Consider the following 6,391-nt stretch of genomic DNA (forward strand, 5'->3'; position numbering starts at 1 on the left):
TTTTACACTTTGAAAAGTATAACATACGATTTTAAATTTGTAAAGCAATATTTTTTAATGTTTGAAGTAGATAATCGACCTCATCCTCTGTATTAAAAAAACCAAATGAAAAACGAACTGTTCCTGTTTCATAAGTTCCAATAGCTTCATGAGCTAATGGTGCACAATGATATCCAGGTCTTACCAATATTCCAAACTCCTCATCTAATATACTTGAAAGATCTCCAGAATCAACCCCATCCATATTTATACTTATAACCGGGGCTTGATTCTCTGTAAAACTTTTATAAACTTTAACTTTCTCTAATCGCTCTAAACCTTCTAAAAATTTAAGAACTAATCCATCTTCATGTTTTTTTATATTTTCTATACCTATCTCTTGTATAAAATCTACTCCTGCTCCTAAACTTATAATTCCAGGAGTATTGAGAGTTCCGGCCTCTAACATCTCTGGCATCTCTTTAGGTTGTCTCTGAAGCTTTGAAAAACTTCCTGTTCCTCCCTCTAGAATAGGTTCAATTTTAATACCTTCTCTCAGCGCAATCACTCCTATTCCTTGAATTCCAAAAAGTGATTTATGACCTGTTAAACACAGAATATCTATATTATCTCTTTCCATATTTATATCGATATATCCTGCACTTTGAGATGCATCAAGTATAAAAAGTATTCCATTTTTTTTACAAATATCTCCTACTTCTTTTATCTTTTGAATTGTTCCATTTACATTAGATATATGGTTCATAACAACTGCTTTCGTTTCTGGTGTTATGGCTTTTTCTAAATCTAAATATGTATTTATAAATGTAAGTTTTATATCTTTTTCATCTCTCATATAATACAACGGTCTAAGTACTGAATTATGTTCAAAGTTTGTTGTTACTACATGTGCTCCTTCTGGAATTGCTCCTTTTATAGCAAAATTTAGTGATTCTGTCGCATTAGCTGTAAACGCAACATTCAAACTATTTCTAACTCCAAAAAAATTGGCAATTTTCTCTCTGACCTCATATATTTTTCTGGCTACTTCTAAAGCCTTTCTATGACCTGCTCTTCCTGGATTAGCACTATACTCTCTTACTGCAATTCCAACTGAACTATAAACTGCTTCAGGTTTTGGGGAACTTGTAGCTGAATTGTCAAAATAGTAAGTTTTCATATTTTTCTCCTCTTAAAAATAATAAAGAGAGGATCTCTCCTCTCTTTTTATATTAGTTTATTTTTGCAAAAACTTCAACTATATTGTATAAATGATCTTTTATTCTTCTATAGTTATTTAAGATATCCATATATCCTGTACTTAACATTGCTGGCATTACATTTTCAGAAACATGCTCTAAGTGCTCTGCTCTTGCTCTCTTATATTCATCTTTAATGTAGTTACACTTTTTAATAGCACCTATAAATAGATCCTTATCTCTTAGTTCATAAGCTCTATTGATATCATTAAATAGGTCTTCAACATTATTATGTAATTGATTTAAAGTTGCTCTCTTATACTCGTTTAACTCAATTCCATTATCTTGCATCTTCTTTAATGTCTTTGCAATTCTTAATAAGTAGTCACTTATCGTTTCATACTCATCACAAGTTTGTAAGTTTTCTCTCGTATCCTCTGTATTAGCACAATCTAATGTTCCATTTAAAATATGGAAGTTTACATCTGAAATCTCTTTTTGGAATAAATCTAAAGTATCCTCTAACTTTTCAATTTTTCCAACTTGAGTATCAATCTTCTCTTTTCCAGAAAACACGCTATCTAAGTCTGCAAAAATCTCTTTTATTTGAGTTCCCATAGCTAAAATCTCTTTTTGAGTTTGCTCAACTACTACTGATGGAGTATCCGCCATTAATATGTCTAAATGAGTTACTCTCTCTTTAGCTACTGGTGAATCTGATTTTACAACTTTACATAAGAAATCAGCTAAATATCCTGTAAACGGAATAAACATAACTACATTCAACACGTTAAACATTGTGTGAGCGGTTGCAATTGCTGCTGTTAAGTTATTCGCTGGATCTAATAAGTTCTCTAAGAACATCAAATATGGTCTAAAGATTGTTGTGGCCCAAACTACTCCAGCTATATTTATTATCGTATGAGCATACGCTGCTCTTTTTGCATTCGCTGTTGCGTTTAATGAAGCTAACAGTGCAGTTATTGTAGTTCCTACATTCTCTCCTAAAACTAATGCTACTGCTGTTGGATAATCAATTAACCCTTGAACAGCTAAAGTTATCGTAATTCCTAGTGTAGCTGATGATGATTGAACTACCGCTGTTAAAAGAGCCCCTACTGCAGCTGCTTTTAAAACACCAAAGTAAGTATCTGCTGTAAATGCATGGAATAAAGCTACGAATTCAGGTAATGATCTTAATGGTTTTAATCCATCACTCATTAATTCTAATCCGAAGAATATTAATCCTAGTCCCATTATTGCCATAGCTCTTGTTCTAGCTTTTTCACTAGTGAAGAACATCGTTGATATAGCTGCTGCTCCAGCCATTGGAAGTCCATACTTTCCTATTTTTAGAACCAGTATCCATCCTGTTATTGTTGTTCCAATGTTAGCTCCTAATATAACCCCTAAAGCTTGCTTTAGTGTTAATAATGAAGCGTTTACAAATCCTATTGTCATTACAGTACTTACAGATGATGATTGAACTAATGCTGTTACAAACACTCCCATTCCGATGGCCATAAAACGATTTGTTGTAAGCATAGCTAAGATTTTTTTCAATCTTTCTCCTGCCATTTTTTGCATTCCTTTAGACATGTTCTCCATTCCATATAAGAATAGACCCAGTCCTCCTAGAACCTTAAAAAAGATATCTAAGTACATTTTTCCTCCTAAATTCTATTTTTTATTTTAATTTTTTTTTGATTAAATAGTCAATTAGCTAAATTCTATCACGTATTTTAAAAATTGTAAAATAAAAAACCCAAATTTAACTTAATTTTTACACATTTTTAACATTAAACTTTATTTTTAGTATTAAAAAAAGGGGTATTTTATTTTCATACCCCCTTTCAATCCTTTATTTAGTTAGTTTCTTTAAAACAAAAAAGTAATTTAGATTTATTTTTTCTCAAGTTTAAATCCTGCAATTTTATTTACAACAATCGCAATTGCTCCATCTCCTGTTACATTACATGCAGTTCCAAAGCTATCTTGAGCTAAGTATAATGCAATCATTATAGATGTTAATGTCGGAGGGAATCCTAACATTGTCTCTATTATTCCTAAGGCAGCCATTACTGCTCCACCTGGAACTCCTGGTGCTGCAACCATTGTCACACCTAACATCAATATAAATCCTAGCATTGTTCCAAATGTTACTGTCATTCCATTTAACATCATTATTGCCATCGCACAACTTACTAAAGTTATTGTACTTCCTGATAAATGAATTGTTGCGCATAAAGGTACTACAAACTCCGCAATTCCTGGGTTTACACCATTTTCTTTAGTTTGATTTAAAGTCACTGGTATAGTTGCAGCTGAAGATTGTGTTCCTATGGCTGTAAAATATGCAGGTAACATATTTTTTATTAAAACTATTGGATTTGCTCCTGATAATCCACCAGCTATAAAATACATTATCAATAAAACTGTAATATGAAGTAAAATTATTACAGCAAATACTTTTGAGAATACAGATAAAATTGTTACAACTTGACCTGCATAAGTCATATTTGCAAAAATTCCTGCTATATGTAATGGTAAGAATGGAATAATTATATTTCTTATAATTCCTTCTACTATCTTTTGGAATTCATTCATTACATCTTTAATTGCATGACCTTTTGCTATCGCTATTCCTATTCCTAAAATAAACGCAGTTAATAGTGCTGTCATAACATCCATTATTGGAGGCATATTTATTGTTAAATAACCAGATAGTAATGAGTGCTCTGGATTATCAGCAGTTGAAATCATAGATCCTGTTTTTAATATCATCTTAAACACTGCCGAGTTTACAAAGTATGTAAACGACCCTGATAATACTGTCGAAATATAAGCTATTGCCGTTGTAATTCCCAATAGTTTTCCTGCTCCAGTTCCAAGTTCCCCAATTCCCGGTGCAACAAACCCTATTATAATAAGTGGTATTGAGAACTTTAAAAAGTTTCCAAAAATACCGTTAAACGTTGCTAATACTCTTACAGGCATCTCCATTCCTAGCATACCCACACCAATACCGATTATAATCGCAAAAATTAATTTTGGTAAAAGACCAATTTTTTTCATTTTTTCCTCCCAGCGCTAAAATTTGTTTATTAAAAGAACTAACTATATAATTAATACTACATTTTATCCGGATTTGCAAACTTTTTTTGTATATATGTTAGAAAATTTGTATTTTTCTTATATATGTAATATAATTAAGATAAAAAATCTTAATTATATTAAGGGTTAAGGATGTGAAATATGATAAAAGGTAATGTTGAGGGTGTTAGAGACTCCATTTTAGCTGAATTAGATACTATTTATAGTATGACAGTTGAAAAAGGTAAACTTGTTAACCCTGAAATTGTTGCACTTATTACAGATATGACAAGAGTTATTAATCGTGAAATTAGTGTTTCAATAGATAGAAAAGGAAAAATTTTAGAAGTTGCAATTGGAGATAGTAATAGTGTTGAACTACCTATTCTTGAGATTTCTAGTAAAAAGTTGAGTGGAGTAAAAGTTATACATACTCACCCGAATGGATATTCTAAGCTTTCTATGATCGATATTTCAGCTCTTTTAAAGTTAAAGTTAGATGCAATCTTAGCTATTGGAGTTGGAGAAACTGAAATTACAGGTATCAACGTTGGTTACTGTAAAATTGAAAATCAAGAATTAACTTACGAAGAGATTGAAAATCTCTCTTTAGAAAAAACACTTTCAATTGACTATTTAGATAAAGCTTTAGAAATTGAAGCTGAACTTAGAAAAAGTGATGTTGTTGAGGATGATAGTGAATATGCTATTGTAGTTGGTGTTGATTCAGAAGAAAGTTTAGACGAACTTGAAGAATTAGCTAGAGCATGTGAAGTTAATGTTGCTGGAAGAATATTCCAAAAAATTAAAAGAATCGATAACATTTTCTACATAGGTAGTGGTAAAGTTAAAGAGCTAGCTCTATTAAGACAGATTAAAAATGCAAATCTTATAATTTTTGATGAAGAGTTAAGTGGAGTTCAAATTAAAAACTTAGAAGCTGTTACTGGATGTAAAGTTATTGATAGAACTATTCTAATTCTTGAAATTTTTGCTAGAAGAGCAAGAACTAGAGAGGCTAAAATTCAAGTAGAGTTAGCTCAACTTAAGTATAGAAGCCACAGACTTATCGGTTTAGGAAGTGTTATGTCTAGAACTGGTGGTGGAATCGGTACTAAAGGACCTGGAGAGAAAAAGTTAGAAATTGATAGAAGAAGAATAAAAGATGAAATCTTTGCTCTTAAACAAGAATTAGAGAAAATTAAAAAAATTAGAGCTCTTCAAAGAACAAAAAGAGAAAGTTCTGGTATTCCTAGAGTATCTCTTGTTGGATATACAAACGTTGGAAAATCAACTCTTAGAAACCTTCTTGTAGATATGTATCCAAGTGATAACACAGTAAAAAAAGAAGCTGTTTTTGCTGAAAATATGTTATTTGCTACTCTTGACGCTACTACAAGAACTATGATTTTACCTGATAAAAGAATAACTGCTCTTACTGATACTGTTGGTTTTGTTAGAAAACTTCCTCATGATTTAGTTGAAGCTTTCAAATCAACTCTTGAAGAAGTTATTTTCTCTGATCTTTTAGTTCATCTTGTTGATGCTTCTAGCGATACTGTGATTCAGCAAATCAAATCAGTTGAAAATGTTTTAACTGAACTTGGAGCTTTTGATAAACCTACAATTTTAGCTCTTAATAAATGTGATGTTGCTACAGAGGAACAGATTGCTAAATTAAAAGAACTTTACTCTCATATGGAAATTGTTGAAATAAGTGCAAAAAATGAGGTAAATATAGATTTACTTTTAGATAGGGTTACTGAGGCTCTACCTAGAACTATGAAAAAAATAGAACTTTTAATTCCTTATTCTGAAAGTTCTATCAACGCTTATCTTCATAGAAACGCTATTATTGAAAGTGAATCATATGAGGGAGAAGGTACATTAGTTGTTGCAACTGTAAGTGATGAAGTTTACAATAAATGTTCAAAATTTATTATCAAAGAAATTTAATTTTTTAAAAGTCGATTTATTTCGACTTTTTTATTTTTTATTTTTTATTTTTTTAAAAAAAGTTGTTGACATTATTCTTATATTATGATACTATATTTTTGTGATTGCGGGAGTAGCTCAGTTGGTAGAGCGTCAGCCTTCCAAGCTGAATGTCGCGAGTTCGA

Annotated in this window: 4 protein-coding genes; 1 reads left to right on the plus strand and 3 read right to left on the minus strand. The window is 31.1% G+C overall.

Annotated features, from left to right (window positions below; translation table 11 throughout):
- Positions 1 to 31: 31 nt before the first annotated feature.
- From L988_RS03790 to L988_RS03800, 3 genes are all read right to left on the minus strand, one after another.
- On the minus strand, positions 32 to 1,159 hold the full coding sequence (locus L988_RS03790) for an aminotransferase class V-fold PLP-dependent enzyme (protein WP_047381733.1): 1,128 nt from the start codon (positions 1,157 to 1,159) through the stop codon (positions 32 to 34).
- 52 nt (positions 1,160 to 1,211) lie between these two features.
- The gene (locus tag L988_RS03795) at positions 1,212 to 2,843 is read right to left on the minus strand and encodes a Na/Pi cotransporter family protein (RefSeq protein ID WP_047381735.1); all 1,632 of its coding nucleotides are present in this window, start codon (positions 2,841 to 2,843) and stop codon (positions 1,212 to 1,214) included.
- 237 nt (positions 2,844 to 3,080) lie between these two features.
- Positions 3,081 to 4,253 carry a dicarboxylate/amino acid:cation symporter gene (locus L988_RS03800; RefSeq protein WP_047381737.1) on the minus strand — a complete coding sequence of 391 codons (1,173 nt, stop codon included), beginning with the start codon at positions 4,251 to 4,253 and terminating at the stop codon, positions 3,081 to 3,083.
- Positions 4,254 to 4,433: 180 nt separating this feature from the next.
- On the opposite strand from L988_RS03800, the gene hflX reads away from it, so the two are divergent.
- Entirely contained in the window at positions 4,434 to 6,227 is a 1,794-nt protein-coding gene (hflX, locus tag L988_RS03805) for a GTPase HflX (RefSeq protein WP_047381739.1), read from the plus strand.
- Positions 6,228 to 6,391: the final 164 nt, after the last annotated feature.

Source organism: Cetobacterium sp. ZWU0022, from assembly GCF_000800875.1.
In the GTDB taxonomy this organism is placed as follows: domain Bacteria; phylum Fusobacteriota; class Fusobacteriia; order Fusobacteriales; family Fusobacteriaceae; genus Cetobacterium_A.